The sequence below is a fragment of the Rhodococcus sp. ACS1 genome (assembly GCF_002300155.1).
GTDB lineage: Bacteria > Actinomycetota > Actinomycetes > Mycobacteriales > Mycobacteriaceae > Rhodococcus_F > Rhodococcus_F koreensis.
Genome location: NZ_NSDZ01000002.1, coordinates 17,156 through 33,937, shown reverse-complemented (window position 1 = coordinate 33,937; position 16,782 = coordinate 17,156). Strand labels below are relative to the sequence as shown.

Annotated in this window: 18 protein-coding genes; 13 read left to right on the top strand and 5 right to left on the bottom strand. The window is 69.5% G+C overall.

Going from position 1 to position 16,782, the window contains the following annotated elements; genetic code table 11:
* The first annotated feature begins 2 nt into the window (after positions 1–2).
* Together CJ179_RS07450 and CJ179_RS07445 are read left to right on the top strand one after the other, a co-directional pair.
* Positions 3–431: a hypothetical protein gene (locus CJ179_RS07450; protein WP_072940514.1), complete on the top strand. Its 429-nt coding sequence runs from the start codon at positions 3–5 to the stop codon at positions 429–431.
* 30 nt (positions 432–461) lie between these two features.
* Positions 462–1,979, top strand: coding sequence for a catalase (locus CJ179_RS07445; RefSeq protein WP_072940511.1), 1,518 nt, complete (start codon positions 462–464; stop codon positions 1,977–1,979).
* Here the strand turns inward: CJ179_RS07445 and CJ179_RS07440 are convergent.
* Positions 1,976–2,353 carry a VOC family protein gene (locus CJ179_RS07440; protein WP_072940508.1) on the bottom strand — a complete coding sequence of 126 codons (378 nt, stop codon included), beginning with the start codon at positions 2,351–2,353 and terminating at the stop codon, positions 1,976–1,978. The genes CJ179_RS07445 and CJ179_RS07440 overlap by 4 nt on opposite strands.
* A 39-nt stretch (positions 2,354–2,392) precedes the next feature.
* Here CJ179_RS07440 and CJ179_RS07435 point away from each other — a divergent pair, with 39 nt between their 5' ends.
* Positions 2,393–3,226, top strand: coding sequence for a uroporphyrinogen-III synthase (locus tag CJ179_RS07435; RefSeq protein WP_072940505.1), 834 nt, complete (start codon positions 2,393–2,395; stop codon positions 3,224–3,226).
* 37 nt (positions 3,227–3,263) lie between these two features.
* Here CJ179_RS07435 and CJ179_RS07430 read toward each other — a convergent pair whose 3' ends face one another.
* Genes CJ179_RS07430 through CJ179_RS07420 form a run of 3 tightly spaced genes read right to left on the bottom strand, consistent with a single transcriptional unit; the run spans position 3,264 to position 6,030 of the window.
* A complete protein-coding gene (locus CJ179_RS07430; RefSeq protein ID WP_095861096.1) occupies positions 3,264–4,007 on the bottom strand; it encodes a uracil-DNA glycosylase in 744 nt (247 codons plus the stop codon).
* Entirely contained in the window at positions 3,992–5,533 is a 1,542-nt protein-coding gene (locus tag CJ179_RS07425; protein WP_072940499.1) for a PH domain-containing protein, read from the bottom strand. The genes CJ179_RS07430 and CJ179_RS07425 overlap by 16 nt, the downstream gene beginning before the upstream one ends.
* Complete coding sequence (locus tag CJ179_RS07420; protein ID WP_072940497.1) at positions 5,530–6,030, bottom strand: PH domain-containing protein; 501 nt, start codon at positions 6,028–6,030, stop codon at positions 5,530–5,532. The genes CJ179_RS07425 and CJ179_RS07420 overlap by 4 nt, the downstream gene beginning before the upstream one ends.
* Before the next feature lie 82 nt (positions 6,031–6,112).
* Between CJ179_RS07420 and CJ179_RS07415 the strand changes: the two genes are divergently transcribed.
* From CJ179_RS07415 to CJ179_RS07385, 7 genes are all read left to right on the top strand, one after another.
* Positions 6,113–6,298 carry a hypothetical protein gene (locus CJ179_RS07415; RefSeq protein WP_015889740.1) on the top strand — a complete coding sequence of 62 codons (186 nt, stop codon included), beginning with the start codon at positions 6,113–6,115 and terminating at the stop codon, positions 6,296–6,298.
* A gap of 45 nt (positions 6,299–6,343) precedes the next feature.
* A complete protein-coding gene (locus CJ179_RS07410; protein WP_095861095.1) occupies positions 6,344–8,971 on the top strand; it encodes a bifunctional FO biosynthesis protein CofGH in 2,628 nt (875 codons plus the stop codon).
* Positions 8,968–9,738, top strand: a complete 771-nt coding sequence (locus CJ179_RS07405) for a hypothetical protein (protein ID WP_095861094.1) — start codon at positions 8,968–8,970, stop codon at positions 9,736–9,738. Before CJ179_RS07410 ends, CJ179_RS07405 begins: the two co-directional genes overlap by 4 nt.
* A 108-nt stretch (positions 9,739–9,846) precedes the next feature.
* The gene (fdxA, locus tag CJ179_RS07400) at positions 9,847–10,170 is read left to right on the top strand and encodes a ferredoxin (protein WP_005263360.1); all 324 of its coding nucleotides are present in this window, start codon (positions 9,847–9,849) and stop codon (positions 10,168–10,170) included.
* 2 nt (positions 10,171–10,172) lie between these two features.
* Positions 10,173–11,273 carry a succinyldiaminopimelate transaminase gene (dapC, locus tag CJ179_RS07395; protein ID WP_072940488.1) on the top strand — a complete coding sequence of 367 codons (1,101 nt, stop codon included), beginning with the start codon at positions 10,173–10,175 and terminating at the stop codon, positions 11,271–11,273.
* A 45-nt stretch (positions 11,274–11,318) separates the two neighbouring features.
* A complete protein-coding gene (locus CJ179_RS07390) occupies positions 11,319–12,206 on the top strand; it encodes a hypothetical protein (RefSeq protein ID WP_095861093.1) in 888 nt (295 codons plus the stop codon).
* Positions 12,207–12,260: 54 nt separating this feature from the next.
* On the top strand, positions 12,261–12,680 hold the full coding sequence (locus tag CJ179_RS07385) for a PPOX class F420-dependent oxidoreductase (protein WP_095861092.1): 420 nt from the start codon (positions 12,261–12,263) through the stop codon (positions 12,678–12,680).
* Here the strand turns inward: CJ179_RS07385 and CJ179_RS07380 are convergent.
* A complete protein-coding gene (locus CJ179_RS07380) occupies positions 12,677–13,267 on the bottom strand; it encodes a hypothetical protein (protein WP_095861091.1) in 591 nt (196 codons plus the stop codon). The genes CJ179_RS07385 and CJ179_RS07380 overlap by 4 nt on opposite strands.
* A gap of 159 nt (positions 13,268–13,426) precedes the next feature.
* On the opposite strand from CJ179_RS07380, the gene pruA reads away from it, so the two are divergent.
* Genes pruA through CJ179_RS07365 form a run of 3 tightly spaced genes read left to right on the top strand, consistent with a single transcriptional unit; the run spans position 13,427 to position 16,770 of the window.
* Positions 13,427–15,067: an L-glutamate gamma-semialdehyde dehydrogenase gene (pruA, locus tag CJ179_RS07375; protein ID WP_095861090.1), complete on the top strand. Its 1,641-nt coding sequence runs from the start codon at positions 13,427–13,429 to the stop codon at positions 15,065–15,067.
* Positions 15,064–16,041 (top strand): proline dehydrogenase family protein, encoded by a 978-nt coding sequence (locus CJ179_RS07370; RefSeq protein ID WP_095861089.1) that lies wholly within the window; start codon positions 15,064–15,066, stop codon positions 16,039–16,041. The genes pruA and CJ179_RS07370 overlap by 4 nt, the downstream gene beginning before the upstream one ends.
* Positions 16,042–16,095: 54 nt before the next feature.
* On the top strand, positions 16,096–16,770 hold the full coding sequence (locus tag CJ179_RS07365; RefSeq protein WP_072940471.1) for a rhomboid family intramembrane serine protease: 675 nt from the start codon (positions 16,096–16,098) through the stop codon (positions 16,768–16,770).
* Positions 16,771–16,782: the final 12 nt, after the last annotated feature.

Genomic DNA, 16,782 nt, shown 5'->3' with positions numbered 1-16,782 from the left:
ACATGACCGTCGGCACCGCAGCGAAACCCGGGCACCTCGACGCCGTGGGGAGGGTCACCCTCGCGCTGCTGGTGTTCGACGGTTTTCTGTGCGCCGTCCTGTCGGTGCTGTTCCTACCCAGCTACCTCGGTGCCACGCCGTTTCCGATCAGCATTCTCGTCGCCGCGGTCGCCAATCTGGCGCTGGTGATCGCCGCCCGGTCCACGACCGGCCGGATCAGGTCGGGAGTGCTGCCGCTCGCCGGCTGGGGGGCCGGTTTCCTGCTCTGCATGTTCGGCGGCCCGGGCGGCGACGTGCTGATGCTCGCGTCCGTCTGGACGCTCCTGCTCCTGATCGGCTCGCTGCTCCCCGCGGCGGTCTATCTGTGGAAGGTCAGTGCCAAAGCGGCTTTCGGGACTGTTTCGCCTCCGGAACGCGAGGGTACGCGGTAGCGACCAGCAGTCTGCTGAAGGAGCATCGCGATGACAGAACAGAACTTCACGACCGACGACGCCGGTATCCCGGTCACGAGTGACGAACACTCGCTCACCATCGGGACGGACGGGCCCATCCTCCTCCAGGACCACTATCTGATCGAGAAGATGGCCCAGTTCAACCGCGAACGCGTTGCGGAACGCCAACCGCACGCGAAGGGGGGCGGGGCGTTCGGACGGTTCGAAGTTACCGAGGACGTCTCCGCGTACACGAAAGCCGATCTCTTCCAGCCTGGGAAGAAGACGGATCTGCTGATCAGATTCTCGTCCGTCGCCGGCGAGCGCGGCAGCCCGGACACGTGGCGCGACCCTCGCGGGTTCGCCGTGAAGTTCTACACCGAGCAGGGCAACTACGACATGGTCGGAAACAACACGCCCGTCTTCTTCGTCCGCGACCCGATGAAGTTCCAGGACTTCATCCGCTCGCAGAAGCGGCGCGCCGACAACAATCTTCGCGACCACGACATGCAGTGGGACTTCTGGACGCTGTCCCCGGAGTCGGCGCACCAGGTCACCTGGCTGATGGGCGATCGGGGCATCCCGCGCACGTGGCGGCACATGAACGGGTACTCCAGCCACACGTACATGTGGGTGAACGCCGCCGGCGAGAAGTTCTGGGTGAAGTACCACTTCCACACCGACCAGGGCATCGAGTTCTTCACGCAGCACGAGGGCGACCAGATGGCGTCCGTCGACACCGATTACCACACACGGGACCTGTGGGAGCACATCGACGGCGGCGAGTACCCGAGCTGGACGCTGAAGATGCAGATCATGCCGTTCGAGGATGCGGACGACTACCGGTTCAACCCGTTCGACCTCACCAAGGTGTGGCCGCACAGTGACTACCCGCTGATCCCCGTCGGCAGAATGACCCTCGACCGCAACCCCACGGACTACCACTGCGAGATCGAACAGGCCGCGTTCGAACCCAGCAATCTGGTTCCCGGCATCGGACCGAGCCCGGACAAGATGCTCATCGGCCGGCTGTTCTCCTACCCGGACGCCCACCGCTACCGGATCGGCGCCAATTACAAGGAACTGCCCGTCAACCGGCCGCACGTGCCCGTCCACTCGTATTCGAAGGACGGCAACATGCGGCACCACAACCCCGGGGACCCGGTGTACGTGCCGAATTCCAAGGGCGGCCCGCACGCCGACCCGTCGCAGGTCGGCGAGACCGCCACCTGGTACGGCGCCGGCGACATGGTCCGCTCGCCCTACGCACTCCACAAGGAGGACGACGACTGGGGTCAGGCCGGGACGATGGTCCGTGACGTGCTCGACGACGCCGCCCGGGACCGCCTGGTGGACAACATCGTCGGCCATCTGCTGAACGGTGTCAGCGAACCGATCCTGGCGAAGGCGTTCGAGTACTGGCGCAACGTCGACAAGACGCTCGGCGACCGGATCGCCGACGGGGTGTCGACGAAGCAGTCCGAGACCGATCCCAAGGCGGGGGAGCAGGCCAATCCGGCGCGCAGCAGCGCGCAGGCGAAGGCCTAACGCTCGAACGCCACCGGGTGCCGAGGCTCGTACAGCATCATCTCTCCCGCTCCGGGGATCTTCAGCGAGGTGGTGAGGCCGTACCCGTCGTCGCGGACTCCGCGGGTGAACTCGGCACCCTTGGCCTCGAGTTCCGCCACGGTCGACTCGATGTCTTCGCACATCAGCGAGATCTCGTGATGCGGCCGGGTCGACCACGGCTCACCGCCCCGATCGTCCGAGGTGGGATGCACACCCATCTCGGACGGCCCGGTGCGGAAGATCAGCCAACCGCCGCCGGCGTCGACGTGCGCCCAGCCCAGCACGTCGCGGAAGAAATCGCGGGCGGCCTCGGCGTCGTCGGCGTAGACCAGAGTGTGCACAGCTGTGATCATGTGGGCAGCTTAGTGCGATTCGTCCGTCACACTGAGAGAATGTCGAACGACGAACTTTCCGGACTGACCATCGCCGTCACCGCGGAACGCCGGGCCGCCGAGTTCATCACGCTCCTCGAACGGCACGGCGCCACCATCGTCCACACCCCGGCCATCCACGTGCTACCGCTCGTCGACGACTCCGATCTGCGCGCCCGCACCGCCGAGATCATCGCGTCGCCGCCAGACCTCCTCGTCGTCAGCACCGCCGTCGGATTCCGGGGGTGGCTGGACGCGGCACGGGCCTGGGACGAGGAGGGTGCGCTGCTCGCCGCCCTGCAGTCGGCGCGGATCATCACCCGCGGTCCCAAGGCGAAGGGCGCCGTGCGCGGCGCAGGCCTGCGTGAGGAGTGGTCGCCCGACACCGAATCGTCCGAGGAAGTGCACGAACACCTCGTGGCCCAGGGCGTGCGCGGACTGCGCGTCGCGGTCCAGTTGCACGGCACCATCACCGAATGGGAACCGATGACCGACCTCAGCGTCTCCCTCGCCGGCGCCGGGGCCGAGACGACGGCCGTGTCGGTGTACCGGTGGATCCGACCCGAGAACCAGCAGCCACTGCTGACGCTGCTCGACCGGATCGTCCGCGCCGAGGTCGACGCCGTCACGTTCACCAGTGCGCCCGCCGTGTCCTCGCTGCTCAGCACCGCGAAGGACACTGACCGGGTCGAGGCCCTCCTGCAGGCGTTCCACGGTCCGGTCGCACCCGTCTGCGTCGGTTCCGTCACGGCCTCGCCGCTCACCGTCCTCGGGGTGGACACCATGCAACCCGCCCGCCCCCGGCTCGGCAGCATGGCCAAATACATCATCGAGGAGCTCCCGAAGCGGCGCTGACGGTCCTCCCCACCGGACGAACGGGACGTCCGTTGCGTCAGATCGAACGGGCGTCCCGTTCGTCCGGGGATCTGGGCAGCCCGGCCACGCGTGCGGCGTCGGAGAGCACCGACTCGAGCATGGCGGGGGTGAGACGTCCGGTGAACGTGTTCTGCTGGCTGACGTGGTAGCACCCGAACAGGTGCAGGGGACGTTCGGCGCCGGCCAGTTCGACGTGCGCGCCGTGCCCGAACTTGGGTCGCGGCCGGGGGACGGCCCAGCCGGCGTCGTCGAGGACGGGGAGCAGCGACTGCCAGCCGAACCCCCCGAGCACGATCACCGACCGCAGACCGGGTTGCAGGATGCGCAGTTCGGCATCGAGCCAGTGGCGGCAGTTGTCGCGTTCCTCCGGGGTGGGCTTGTTCGCGGGCGGCGCGCAGTGCACCGGGGACGTGATCCGGACGCCGAACAGTTCGAGGCCGTCGCCGATGCGGGTGGCCGTCGGCTGGCTCGCGAGACCCACGGCGTGCAGGGCGGCGTAGAGGAAATCGCCGCTGCGGTCTCCGGTGAACATGCGCCCGGTCCGGTTCGCGCCGTGCGCGGCGGGCGCGAGGCCCACGATCAGCAGGGACGCGTCGGCCGGACCGAATCCGGGAACCGGACGGCCCCAATAGGTTTCGTCGCGAAACGACGCGCGCTTGTCGCGTGCGACCGTCTCCCGCCACTCGACGAGGCGTGGGCACGCCCGGCAGTCGATGAGGTGGGCGTCGAGACCGGCGATGTCGGTCAGCGCCGCGCCCACACGTCACCTCCGCCGGGTGTCACCGACTCGATGAGCGACCACGCCTGATCGGCAGGCAGATCGATCACCAGGTACTTTCCGGTGCCGGCGGGGGTCGCGGCGATGACGGTCGCCACCCCGGCCCGCCGCTGGAAGAACGTCTGGCGCACGGTCCACCCGATGATGCCGTCGGCCTCGAGGCTGTCCCGGGCGCGGTCGAGGGAGCCGCTGCGGGTGATCAACCACCCGGGCAGCACCGCGTGACCGAGACCGCGGTACCGATCCCACGCCAGCGCCACGCCGCCGACGGCGAGCACCACGATCCCGGCCCACACCGCCCAGAACACGGGCCGGTCGAGGATCAGGAACACGAGCGCGGCGGCGAGCGCGATCTCCGCGGGGATCAGGGCCCGGGTGTAGCGCCGCCGCTGCGCGACCGGCCCGTGCGGGGTGAGCGGGACCGCGGCCTGGCGGTGGTCGCCGATGACAGTGGCCATCACCCGCTCGGCCTCCGCGCGCGGCGCCTGGGGGAGCAGGAGGGAGGACTCGTGCCTCTCGGCGCTGACACCGGTCATCACGGCATCCAGTCGGGCGCCGCCGGCGAGCCGCAGGAGAAGTGGTTCCTTCAGGGTCGTTCCGCGCAAACGGGCGCGGTCCAGGGTGCTCTGGCGGGTCTTCAGCAGGCCGTGGCTGACGTGCAGCGTGCGGCCGTTGTCCGTCAGCGTCATGTTGCCGTACGTCAGCAGGTACCGGACGCACGCGAGGCCGCTGGCGGCGATCAGGAGGACGACGATGCCGACGACGACGGCCACGGCGATCCCGACGCGCTCGGCGGATTCGATCCCCTCGGCCACCGTCGAGGAGCGGGCGATCTTCGCGCCGATTCCGTACTGGAACGCGAGTCCGACGATCGCCGCGATGGTCACCACCCCGGTCACCGAGAACGGGGCGTAGCGCACCCAGGCGGGGGTCCAGTGGCCGATCTCGGTCACCGCGGGTTCCTGCGTGACCGCGGTGTGCTCGACCTCGGGGGAGGGCTGACGGGCGAGAAGCGCGGCGCGCAGGTCGGGCACCAGCCCGGTGGAGAGCGCGTTGAGTTCGAACTTCGCCGCGTCCGGTGTGGACCCCACCTGCCGGCCGGTGCCGATGCGCACGATCGACAGCCCGAGCAGCCGGTGCAGGACGCCCGCCTCCACGTCGACGGAGCGGATCCGGTTGCGCGGTACGGACAGCAGGCGTTTGCGGAACAGGCCCTGCCGCAGTTGCACGTGGACCGGGCCGATGCGGTAACTCGTCGTGAACCAGCGCGAGACGCCGAACACCACGAACACGACGATGGCGACGAGACTCCACACGTGGTTGCCGCTCTGGGTGCCGATCACCAGCGAAATCAGCAACACCGGCAGAAGTTTGACGATCTCGTTGACGGGGTGGACCAGCAGCATCCGGCGGTCCAGACGCAACCAGGGTTGCTCCTCCTCCGCGGCGACCGCCGCCTCGCCCTGCGCGATGGGCGGCGCGACGCCCGGTTCCGGTGCCGCACTCATGTGGCGTCACCGACATTGGTGCCGGCGATCTCGGTGAGCCGCGCGACGGTGCTGTCGGCGGTGTCCTGATCGAGGGCGGAGATCTTGACGGCACCGGCGGACGACGCCGTCGTGACGGTGACGGTCGCGAGCCCCAGCATGCGGTCGATGGGTCCGCGTTCGGTGTCGACGGTCTGGATCCGGGAGATGGGCGCGATGCGCCGTTCCTGGGTGAACCAGCCGCTGCGCGTGTAGACCGCGGTGTCGCTGATCTCCCACCGATGCACCCGGTACCGCCAGAGCGGGACGACGGCGACGTGGACGATCGCGAGCACGACGGTGATCGCGAGGACCGTGACGTGCACCCACACGGGCCACCAGTGGAAGACGAGAGCGACGGCCTGCACGACGAAGACGGGAAACCAGAGGAGGGCGGCGTTGATTGCCCACAGCTGCTTGGCTTTGGGGCTGGGCCGCCACAGCGGTTCCGCCATGGTGACGGTGGTGGGCACACTCATGCCCCTACTTTGGCCGTGCCCCGCCATTCTGTCGAGAACGGACCTATGGTGGGAGGACCCCCGAAGTGAAAGGAGCGCAGACATGACGTCATTCGATGCGGCCGATTCTCCGGAGGTTCCCGAGGCGGACCGGCTCGAGCAGGAGATCGCCGTCGACGACGACAATTCCGACGAGGTCGAAGAAGTGTCGTCGCTGGAGGTGAACGAGGCGGACGCCGCCGAGCAGAGCCGGGCGGTTCCGGTCGACGAGGACTACCCGCGCGGGTAGCGATCCTCGCCGCTCACGGAGTCTGGGTGGCACGGCTCGTCGTCGATGGCGCATGATCGCTGGGTGACCCATTCAGGTGAAGAGTCCGGCCGGCCCACGATGCTTCCCATGCCGGGTGTTCCGGCGGCACCCCCGTCCGGCGCATCGGCGCAGGAAGTGGCACCGTCCGCGTCCGCGATGCGGCGGGTGTTGCGGCGGGCGCGGGACGGTGCCACGTTGAACGTGGACGAGGCGACGGTGTTGTTGCAGGCCCGCGGCGACGATCTGGTGGATCTGTGTTCGTCGGCGGCGAAGGTGCGCGATGCCGGGTTGCTGGCGGCGGGTCGGCCGAGGGCGGTGACGTATTCGCGGAAGGTGTTCATCCCGCTGACGCGGTTGTGCCGGGACAAGTGCCATTACTGCACGTTCGTGACGGTGCCGGGCAAACTGCGGGCGGAGGGGCGCGGGGCGTATCTGGAACCGGACGAGGTCCTCGAGATCGCCCGGCAGGGCGCCGAATTGGGCTGCAAGGAGGCCCTGTTCACCCTCGGTGACCGGCCGGAGGATCGGTGGCCGGAGGCCAAGCAGTGGCTGGACGAGCGGGGCTACGACTCGACGCTGGACTACCTGCGGGCGATGTCGATCCGGGTGCTCGAGGAGACCGGGCTGCTGCCGCACCTGAACCCGGGTGTGATGAGCTGGGAGGAGATCTCCCGGCTCAAGCCGGTGGCCCCGTCGATGGGGATGATGCTCGAGACCACCTCGACCCGGTTGTTCACCGACAAGGGCGAGTGCCATTACGGCAGCCCCGACAAGGATCCGGCGGTGCGGTTGCGCACGCTGACCGACGCGGGCCGGCTCAGTGTGCCGTTCACGACGGGCATCCTGGTCGGGATCGGTGAGACGGTCCGGGAGCGGGCCGAGTCGATCATGGCGATCCGGAAGTCGCACAAGGCGTTCGGGCACGTCCAGGAGGTGATCGTGCAGAACTTCCTGGCCAAACCGGACACCGCGATGCGCGATGCCCCGGACGCCGGTCTCGAGGAGTTTCTCGCGACGATCGCGGTGTCCCGGTTGCTGCTGGGCCCGGGGATGCGGATCCAGTCGCCGCCGAATCTGGTGTCGACCACCGAGTGCGCGGCGCTGCTGGGGGCCGGGGTCGACGACTGGGGTGGGGTGTCGCCGCTGACCCCGGACCACGTGAACCCGGAGCGGCCGTGGCCGAACCTGGACACCCTGGCCGAGATCACCGCGGCCGCCGGGTTCGAGCTGACCGAGCGCACGGCGGCGCAGCCGCAGTTCGTGCTGGCCGGCCCGCCGTGGATCGATCCGCGGATCACCGGGCACGTGCAGGCGTTGGCGGACCCGCAGACCGGGCTCGCCAAGGTCGGCACCATCCCGGTCGGGTTGCCGTGGCAGGAGCCGGACGAGTCCTGGGAGTCGGCGGGCCGGGTGGATCTGAACACCGAGATCGACACCGCCGGCCGCAACACCGACACCCGCAGCGACCTGGGCAGCGCGTTCGGGGACTGGGAGACCGTCCGCGAGCAGGTGCTGGAGTTGTCCGGGCCGGTGCGGGTGGACACCGACGTCCTGGCGGCGCTGCGCAGCGCCGAACGCGACCCGGCGGGGCTGTCGGACGACGAGTACCTGGCGTTGGCGACCGCGGACGGGGCCGGGCTCGAGGCGGTGGTGGCGCTGGCCGATGCGCTGCGTCGGGATGCGGTCGGGGACGAGGTGACGTATGTGGTGAACCGGAACATCAACTTCACCAACATCTGCTACACCGGGTGCCGGTTCTGCGCGTTCGCGCAACGCAAGGGGGACGCGGACGCGTTCACCCTGTCCACCGACGAGGTCGCGGACCGGGCCTGGGAGGCGCACGTGGCGGGGGCGACGGAGGTGTGCATGCAGGGCGGTATCGACCCGGAACTGCCGGTCACCGGGTATGCGGATCTGGTGCGGGCGGTGAAGAAGCGGGTCCCGTCGATGCATGTGCACGCGTTCTCCCCGATGGAGATCGTCAACGGCGCCTCCCGGGGCGGGCAGAGCATCCGGGACTGGCTGACCGAACTGCGCGAGGCCGGTCTGGACACCATTCCCGGCACCGCGGCGGAGATCCTCGACGACGAGGTGCGGTGGGTGCTCACGAAGGGCAAGCTGCCCACCGCCACCTGGGTGGAGGTGGTGACCACCGCGCACGAGATCGGTCTGCGGTCGAGTTCGACGATGATGTACGGGCACGTCGACAACCCGAAGCATTGGGTGGGGCACCTGCGGGTGCTGTCCGGAATTCAGGACCGCACCGGTGGGTTCACCGAGTTCGTGCCGTTGCCGTTCGTCCATCAGAGTGCGCCGCTGTATCTGGCGGGGGCGTCGCGGCCGGGTCCGACCAACCGGGACAACCGGGCGGTGCACGCGCTGGCGCGGATCATGTTGCACGGGCGGATCCCGAACATTCAGACCAGCTGGGTCAAGCTGGGGGTGACCGGCACCCAGGTGATGTTGCAGGGTGGGGCGAACGATCTCGGGGGCACCCTGATGGAGGAGACCATCTCCCGGATGGCGGGATCCGAGCACGGATCGGAGAAGACCGTCGAGGAGTTGCGGGCCATCGCCGAGGGCATCGGCCGCCCGGCCCGCGAACGCACCACCACACACGCACGACGCGAGGGACGGCCGCCGGCCGCATGAGCGAGACGCATCGGCTGGGCGACGACACCGTCGTCGGCATTCTGGATCGCGCCGCGCGGGGCATCAACCCCGTGCTCGATCTGGCCCTCACGGATCCGTTCGGCATCAAGGGCCGGACGTTCACCCCGACAGCGGAGGAACGGGGCGCCGCCGAGGCGCTGCTCGACGGCGTCGCCTGGGTGCTCGACACCGTGCGGTTCCCGGGGACGGCGTCGTGGGAGAAGGCGAGCGACGACGAGCGGGCACGGTGGTGGGTGACGCGGATCGGCGCGCTGAACACGATCGCGGTCGCGTCCCCGGGCATGTTCGGTGTGCTCCTCAACCGGCTCCCGATCCAGGACGTGCTCGGATTTGCGAATCAGGCCGTCGTGCTCGTCGCAGTGGCCCGGGAGCACGGCGTCACGAACCGGTCCGAGCAGGTGGACCTGCTGGCGTCCGTGCTCTGCCGGCGTGAGACGGACGCGTCCGCGGTGCTCGCCGGCGCGACGCCGCCATTCGCTTCGGCGCAGGGTGCATCGGTGTGGCGCCCGTTCGGACTGATCGGCGCGCTGTGGCGCACCGCGGGCACGGTGCGGGCGCTCAGTGACGAACTCGACAAGCGCCCGCAACCGGGCGGGACCTACGCGCTGCTGGGGAACATTCCGGTGGTCGGTGTGGTGGCCGGGTATCTCGGCGAACGGGGTGCGCTGGTGAGAGCCGTGAAACAGGCCGAGAAACGGATCGCGGCCCGGGCGTCGCTGCCCGCGGCGGTCCGCCGGGTCAGGTAACCCTCACCGCAAAGGGGTCCGCCGGGCAGGCGATAATGATTTCTTCCGCGAGGTACAAGCGGCCCGTACCTCGTGCTTACTCGTGTCAGAAAGGCAGGGAGAGCGGCAGTGCCCTACACGATTGCTGAACCGTGCGTGGATGTGCTGGACAAGGCGTGTATCGAGGAATGCCCTGTCGACTGCATCTACGAGGGCGGGCGGATGCTCTACATCCATCCGGACGAATGCGTGGACTGCGGCGCCTGTGAACCCGTCTGCCCCGTCGAAGCCATCTTCTACGAAGACGACGTCCCGGACCAGTGGAACGGCTACATTGCCGCGAACGTCGACTTCTTCGACGACCTCGGTTCCCCCGGCGGAGCGGCGAAGCTGGGCAAGGTCGACTACGACCCGCCGTTCGTCAAGGCGCTGCCCCCCATGGGCGAGGACTAGAGGTGCCTCGTATCCCGGTAGCCGCAGCACTTCCCGACTTTCCGTGGGACTCGCTCGAGTCGGCGAAGGCGAAGGCCTTCGCCCACCCGGGTGGCATCGTCAACCTGTCGGTGGGAACCCCGGTCGATCCGGTGGCCCCGATCATCCAGGAGGCGCTGACCGCGGTCGCCGCGGTGCCGGGATATCCGACGACGCACGGCACGGACGAACTCCGCAACGCCGCGGTCGAGGCGCTGCGCCGCCGCTACGGAATCACCGGCATCGACCCGGCGGCGGTGCTGCCCGCGATCGGCACGAAGGAGCTCATCGCCTGGCTGCCACGCCTTCTCGGGCTCGGCGCCGACGACCTCGTGGTCATTCCGGAACTCGCGTACCCCACCTACGAGGTGGGTGCGCTCCTCGCGGGTGCGCGGGTGATCCGCGCCGACGGTCTGAACCGCCTCGGTCCCGAGGGCGCGTCGCTGATCTTCGTGAACTCGCCGTCCAATCCCACCGGCAAGGTGCTCGGCCTCGACCACCTGCGGAAGGTGGTCGACTGGGCGCGCAGCCGGGGCGCCATCGTGGCGTCCGACGAGTGCTACCTGGGGTTGACCTGGGAAGGGGAAGCCCTCTCCATCCTCGACGAGCGGGTGAACGACGGCGATCTCACCGGTCTCCTCGCGGTGCACTCGCTGTCGAAGACGTCCAACCTCGCGAGCTACCGCGCGGGCTTCGTCACCGGTGACCCGGCGTTGGTCGCCGAACTCCTCGAGGTCCGCAAGCATGCGGGCATGATGGTGCCGTTGCCGATCCAGTCGGCGATGACCGCCGCGCTCAGCGACGACGACCACGAGAACGAGCAGCGTGAGCGGTACCGCCGGCGCCGCGAGATCCTTCTCGCCGCGGTGCGCGGCGCCGGATTCACCGTCGACGATTCCGAGGCCGGGCTGTACCTGTGGGCGACCCGCGGCGAAGCCTGCCGGGACACCGTCGAGTGGTTCGCCGAGCGGGGCATTCTCGTGGCGCCGGGGGAGTTCTACGGTCCCGGCGGCGGCACCCACGTGCGGATCGCGCTCACGGCCGACGACGAACGCATCGCGGCCGCAGCGGAACGACTGGCCTGACCCGAGTCGGCCCGGCCGGGACGGTCGCGGTGAAAGTATGGTGCCGTGACCCTCGACGACGTCGCCGACGAACTGTACGGCCTCGACCCCGGTGAGTTCGTCGAGGCGCGCACGACGCAGGTGACGGCGGCGCGGGACAACAAGGACCGCGCACTGGCCACCGAGATCGGGAAACTGCGGAAGCCGACGGTCGTCGGCTGGCTCGTCAACCTGCTCGCCCGCGAACTACCCGACGAGGTGGGTGCGCTCCTCGCCCTCGGCGACGCCCTCCGCGATGCGCAACGGCACCTGTCCGGCCCGGACCTTCGGCGGCTGACGACGCAGCGGCAGCAGGTGGTCCGGGCGTTGGCGCGCAAGGCGGGTGAGCTCGCCGCCGACCGGGGCCGGACCGTCGGCGAGGACGCGCTGCGCGATGTCGGCCAGACGCTGCACGCCGCGCTCGCCGACGCCGACACCGCCGAGCAGGTGCGGCGGGGCCGGGTGGTGACGGCGGCGACCTACAGCGGTTTCGGGCCTGCCGGACTCACCGTCGTCCAGGGAAAGACGGCGAAGAAGCCGCCGAAGTCCGAGCCCGCCTCCACGCCGCCGGCCGAAAAGCCGAAGAAGGCGAAGAAATCGCAGGAGCGTGATCTCGACGCCGCACGCGCGGCGGCCGAGGCGGAACTGGCGGACGCCACCGCCGGGGCCGACGAGATCCGCGGCGCGCTGGACGACGCGAACACCGAACTCGGGCGGGCGCGATCGACTCTGACCGAGATCGACCACCGGATCGAGGAACTGCGCGCCGAACTCGAACACGCCGAGCAGGAGCGGCAGTTCACCCGGAACGCGGAGAAGGCCTCGGCGGAGGCGGTGCACCGGGGAGAACGCGAACTGGAGGCGGCGGAGCGGCGGGTCGAGAAGGCCCGGCACGCACTCGACAATCTCGGTTGAGAAGAGTCCCGGAAACCTTGACCTCGAGCACCGTTGAGGTTCTAGCCTGACCTCATGTCCTTCACCGAGCAGGAACTCGACTATCTGGCATCACAGCGCATCGGCAGGCTCGCCACGGTGCAACCGGGCGGAACCTTGCAGGTCAGTCCCGTCGGCTTCCACTACAACCCCGACACGTCCACGATCGACATCCAGGGCTACAACATGGCCGCGAGCCGCAAGTTCCGCAACGTCGCCGACAACGGGAAGGTGGCGTTCGTCGTCGACGACGTGCCGTCCGTCGACCCGTGGCGGGTCCGCTGCGTCGAAATCCGCGGGCGCGCCGAGGCCCTCGACGCCGACGCCGCCCAGGCGAACGGCCTCGGCGGCCCGACCATCCGCATCCGCCCGGAACGCATCATCAGCTTCGGGCTCGGCGCCACCGACCAGGACGCCCACCAGCTCGTCGCGAACGCACGCGACGTGGAGAGCTAGGCGATGTCCGGGCGGTAGCCGGCCGCGAGGACGGCGACGGTGGACGGCGGTGTCAGGACCGTGGCGGTGCCGGTCGGCCGGTTCGACGGCGTCCCGTATCCGTCGGCCGACCACGGGACGACAGTCTCGTCGAGCACGACCGCAGGTCCGTCGTCGAACAGCACGAAGGTGCCGCGGGGCAACGACGACCACGCGGCCCGGTGCGTTCGCTGACGGGACCCGTCCAGTCGTTCCCCGTGCAACCGGGCGTCCATCTCGTCGGCGCTCGGCAGGCCGCCCCCGTTCGCGGACCGCCACGCGGCGCGAAAATCGTTGTACCGCTCGCGCCTGCAGAGGGCGCACGGCCGGTGCCCGGCGGCCAGCGCCACCGCCTCGTCGTGGAAGAACAGCACCGTGTAGTGGCCCTCGCTCCACTGCGGGACCGTGCGCGCCGGGTAGTCGGTGACGCAGATGATCCATCGTTTGCCGGAATGATTGCGTACCACGGAGTGCCCGCGGTGCAGGCAGCCCCGATTGCCCATGAACCGGCCGCGCAGTGGAATCGCGACGATGTCGGATCGGGGTGACACGCGGTTCCGTTCGGCCATGCGCCGATGCTAGCCAGCCCGTCGGCGCGTCAAAACCGGATGGGTACCCCCATCCAGAGCTAACCTGGGCTCGAGGGTTCCGTTCGGACGGGTGTCCCCGTCCGGCCGCGGTTCCCGGTCACAGTTCCTCACACGATCTGAGGGCAGGAGGCAGGCAGCATGGACGCCATCACCCAGGTTCCGGTGCCCACCAACGAGCCGGTCCACACGTACGCGCCGGGCAGTCCCGAACGTTCCCGAGTGCAATCCGCGCTCACCGACATCGCCACCAATCCCGTCGACATCCCGCACGTGATCGGTGGCAAACACCGTCACGGCAACGGCGACCGCGTCGACGTCGTGCAACCCCATCGGCATGCCGCCGTGCTCGGCACGCTGCGCAGCGCCACCCACGACGACGCGTCGGCGGCGATCGAGGCGGCCACGGCCGCGGCACCGGACTGGCGGGCGCTGTCGTTCGACGACCGGGCCGCCGTGATCCTGCGTGCCGCCGACCTGCTGTCCGGGCCGTGGCGCGAGACGCTCGCCGCGGCGACGATGCTCGGGCAGTCGAAGTCGGTCCAGCAGGCGGAGATCGACGCGCCGTGCGAGCTGATCGACTTCTGGCGCTTCAACGTTCACTTCGCCCGCCAGATCCTCGCCGACCAGCCGATCTCCTCGCCCGGTGTGTGGAACCGGCTCGAATACCGTCCGCTCGAGGGCTTCGTCTACGCCATCACTCCGTTCAACTTCAGCGCGATCGCCGGCAATCTGCCGACCGCGCCCGCGCTGATGGGCAACACGGTGATCTGGAAGCCGTCGTCGACGCAGACGGTCGCCGCGTACTGGACGATCAAACTGCTCGAAGCGGCGGGCATGCCCCCGGGCGTGATCAATCTGCTCACCGGCAGCGGGCAGGCGGTGTCGGAGGTGCTGCTGAGCGACCCCCGGCTCGCAGGAATCCACTTCACGGGTTCGACCCGCACGTTCCAGCACCTCTGGAGCGAGGTGGGCGCGAACATCGGGAAGTACGCGGGCTACCCCCGGCTGGTGGGGGAGACCGGCGGCAAGGACTTCGTGGTCGCGCACGCCTCGGCCGACGAGGACGTGCTGCGGACGGCGCTGATCCGCGGCGCATTCGAATACCAGGGCCAGAAGTGTTCCGCAGCCTCCCGTGCCTACGTCCCGAAGTCGCTGTGGCGGCGGATGCGGGACACGTTCACCGCGGAAGTCGACGCCCTCACCTACGGGGACGTGACCGACCTGGAGAACTTCGGCGGGGCCCTCATCGACCGGCGCGCCTACGACAAGAACGTCGCGGCCATCGAACGCGCCCGCGGCGCGGCAGGCCTCGAGATCGCCGTCGGCGGCAAGTACGACGACAGCGTCGGCTACTTCGTCCGTCCCACCGTGCTCCTCGCGGACGACCCCGACGACGAGGCGATGACCACCGAGTACTTCGGCCCGATCCTGACGGTGCACGTGTACGACGACTCGGCCCCGAACGCGTTCACCGACGTGCTCGCCAAGGTCGACTCGGCGGCCCCGTACGCGCTGACCGGTGCGGTGATCGCCGACGACCGGCAGGCCGTCGAGCAGGCGACGGCGGCTCTGCGGTTCACCGCCGGAAACTTCTACGTCAACGACAAGCCGACCGGTGCCGTCGTCGGGCAGCAACCGTTCGGTGGGGCCCGCGCGTCCGGCACCAACGACAAGGCCGGGTCCAAACTCAACCTGCTGCGTTGGGTGTCGGCCCGCACCATCAAGGAGACTTTCGTCCCCGCCACCGATTACCGATATCCGCACATGGGGTCGGAATGAAAGCGCCGACGGTTCTGGCGAATCCGCTTCGCCCGGCGATCCTCGCGGCGGCCCGGTCGTCGCGCGTCAAACGCGCCGTCACCGGTGCCCCGGTCACCCGGAAACTGGTCGACCGCTTCGTGGCGGGCGAGAGCCGGGAGTCGGCGCTGGCGTCCGTTCGGGAGATCCTCGATTCGGGCCGATCGGTGTCGATCGACTTCCTCGGTGAGGACACCCGTGACGCGGCGGGCGCGCAGGTGACGGTCGACGAGTACCTGGCGCTCGTCGCCGATCTCGGTGCCCTGCCGGAGGCGGCGGACAGGACGTCGGGGGTCCGCCGGCTCGAGGTGTCGATGAAGTTGTCGGCGCTCGGGCAGGCGCTCGCCGGCGACGGCAAACGGATCGCCACCGACAACGCCCGCACGATCTGCGCCGCAGCCGAGGCGGCCGGGGTGTGGGTGACCGTGGACGCCGAGGACCACACGACCACCGATTCGACGCTCGCGATCGTCCGCGAACTCCGCACCGACTTCCCCTGGCTCGGTGCCGTGGTGCAGTCGTATCTGCGCCGCACCGAGGACGACTGCCGAGCCCTCGGAGGCCCCGGTTCGCGGGTCCGGCTCTGCAAGGGGGCGTACCGGGAACCCGAATCCGTGGCATTCAAGGACCGCGCCGCCGTGGACGCCTCGTATCTGCGTTGCCTGACGATCCTCATGGAGGGCGACGGGTACCCGATGGTGGCCTCGCACGACCCGGCCGTCATCGACGCGGTCGCCCCGCTGGTCGGGCGCACCGGTCGCGCCGCGGACGCCTACGAGCACCAGATGCTGTTCGGGATCCGGGACGTCGAGCAGCGTCGGCTCGCTAACCAGGACAAGCAGGTTCGGGTGTACGTTCCGTACGGAAGCCAGTGGTACGCGTACTTCATGCGGCGACTGGCCGAGCGTCCCTCGAACCTGCGGTTCTTCCTGCGCTCGGTGGTCACCAAGGACTGACCGGCGCGGCCGCTGACCGGTTCCGCTGCGGGTGCGTCGTTGTAGAGTTTCGCGGTGACGACTTCAGGCGCGGGATGGATCAGCGCGGTCCTCTTCGCCGTCGTTCTCGTACTCGCCTCGCTGATCGCATCGGTGCAGATCGGCGAGGGGCGCATCGGCGAGATGCGGCTCACCCGTCCGCCGCGCACCGCGGTGGTGCTGTGGCTGCTGATCGCCGTGCCGTCACTGCTGCAGATCGTCGTTCCCGCCGTCCTCGACGCCCTCGAGCGTGACCCCGACCAGATCCGGGACCACCAGTGGTGGCGGATCTTCACGTCGGTCGCGGTGCAGGACGGGGGAGTGGCCGGAACCGTGGTGAACCTGCTCGTCCTCGCGTGGGTGGCGCCGCTCGCGGTGCGGGTGTGGGGTGGGGTCCGGGCGGTACTGCTGTTCGTGGCGAGCCAGATCATCTTCGGCCTGTTCACCGCGTTCCTGTTCCCGTCGCCCGGCGCGGGCAACTCGGGCGCCACGCTCGCGCTGGCCGCGTCGTTCGCGGGGTTGGTGGTGATGCAGTCCAAGGAGTGGTGGGTCCTCGCCGCGAGCGGGGGCATCGTGCTCGCCGGGGTCCTGCTGGTGGTGGTCGACGACGCCCACGGGCTGGCCGTCCTGACCGGGGCCCTGCTGGGTGCGGCACTCGCCACGGTCAGTCCGCCTCCGGGAGACCCACCGGACCGCCTCCGGGCCCTGTGAGAAGCTGTCGAT

What these genes read in the sequence shown, in the direction of transcription:
- CJ179_RS07450 (WP_072940514.1), top strand. Translation starts at nt 3, where the DNA reads ATGACCGTCGGCACCGCAGCGAAACCCGGGCACCTCGACGCCGTGGGG.
- CJ179_RS07445 (WP_072940511.1), top strand. Translation starts at nt 462, where the DNA reads ATGACAGAACAGAACTTCACGACCGACGACGCCGGTATCCCGGTCACG.
- CJ179_RS07440 (WP_072940508.1), bottom strand. Translation starts at nt 2,353, where the DNA reads ATGATCACAGCTGTGCACACTCTGGTCTACGCCGACGACGCCGAGGCC.
- CJ179_RS07435 (WP_072940505.1), top strand. Translation starts at nt 2,393, where the DNA reads ATGTCGAACGACGAACTTTCCGGACTGACCATCGCCGTCACCGCGGAA.
- CJ179_RS07425 (WP_072940499.1), bottom strand. Translation starts at nt 5,533, where the DNA reads ATGAGTGCGGCACCGGAACCGGGCGTCGCGCCGCCCATCGCGCAGGGC.
- CJ179_RS07420 (WP_072940497.1), bottom strand. Translation starts at nt 6,030, where the DNA reads ATGAGTGTGCCCACCACCGTCACCATGGCGGAACCGCTGTGGCGGCCC.
- CJ179_RS07415 (WP_015889740.1), top strand. Translation starts at nt 6,113, where the DNA reads ATGACGTCATTCGATGCGGCCGATTCTCCGGAGGTTCCCGAGGCGGAC.
- CJ179_RS07410 (WP_095861095.1), top strand. Translation starts at nt 6,344, where the DNA reads ATGGCGCATGATCGCTGGGTGACCCATTCAGGTGAAGAGTCCGGCCGG.
- CJ179_RS07405 (WP_095861094.1), top strand. Translation starts at nt 8,968, where the DNA reads ATGAGCGAGACGCATCGGCTGGGCGACGACACCGTCGTCGGCATTCTG.
- CJ179_RS07385 (WP_095861092.1), top strand. Translation starts at nt 12,261, where the DNA reads ATGTCCTTCACCGAGCAGGAACTCGACTATCTGGCATCACAGCGCATC.
- CJ179_RS07380 (WP_095861091.1), bottom strand. Translation starts at nt 13,267, where the DNA reads ATGGCCGAACGGAACCGCGTGTCACCCCGATCCGACATCGTCGCGATT.
- pruA (WP_095861090.1), top strand. Translation starts at nt 13,427, where the DNA reads ATGGACGCCATCACCCAGGTTCCGGTGCCCACCAACGAGCCGGTCCAC.
- CJ179_RS07370 (WP_095861089.1), top strand. Translation starts at nt 15,064, where the DNA reads ATGAAAGCGCCGACGGTTCTGGCGAATCCGCTTCGCCCGGCGATCCTC.